This is a genomic window from Saccharicrinis aurantiacus, from assembly GCF_947489045.1.
Lineage (GTDB): Bacteria > Bacteroidota > Bacteroidia > Bacteroidales > Marinilabiliaceae > Saccharicrinis > Saccharicrinis aurantiacus.
This window is the reverse complement of record NZ_CANLCN010000083.1, coordinates 1-209: the sequence shown is the minus strand read 5'-3', so window position 1 is coordinate 209 and position 209 is coordinate 1. Positions and strand designations below refer to the sequence as shown.

General features: G+C 37.3%; 1 protein-coding gene. It reads right to left on the bottom strand.

Translation table 11 applies throughout. The features are described from left to right. Window positions 1–209, bottom strand: a 209-nt coding sequence (locus QMO11_RS21900) for a hypothetical protein (RefSeq protein ID WP_282040095.1), incomplete at both ends; no start/stop codon positions are given.

The window sequence follows — 209 nt, the reverse complement described above, 5'->3', positions numbered from 1 at the left end:
CATGCAAAGCACATTATTAAGCGTTTTATTATAAGTATAAATGATAAAATGGCTTTACTACTTGTCTTGAGATCGCCACGTGCCTCGCGATGACGCAATATCGAATAGCAATAATGTACTTTTTGCGCCTCATCATGACGAGGAACGAAGGAATCGCAAGGCGCCATGCAAAGCACATTATTAAGCGTTTTATTATAAGTATAAATGAT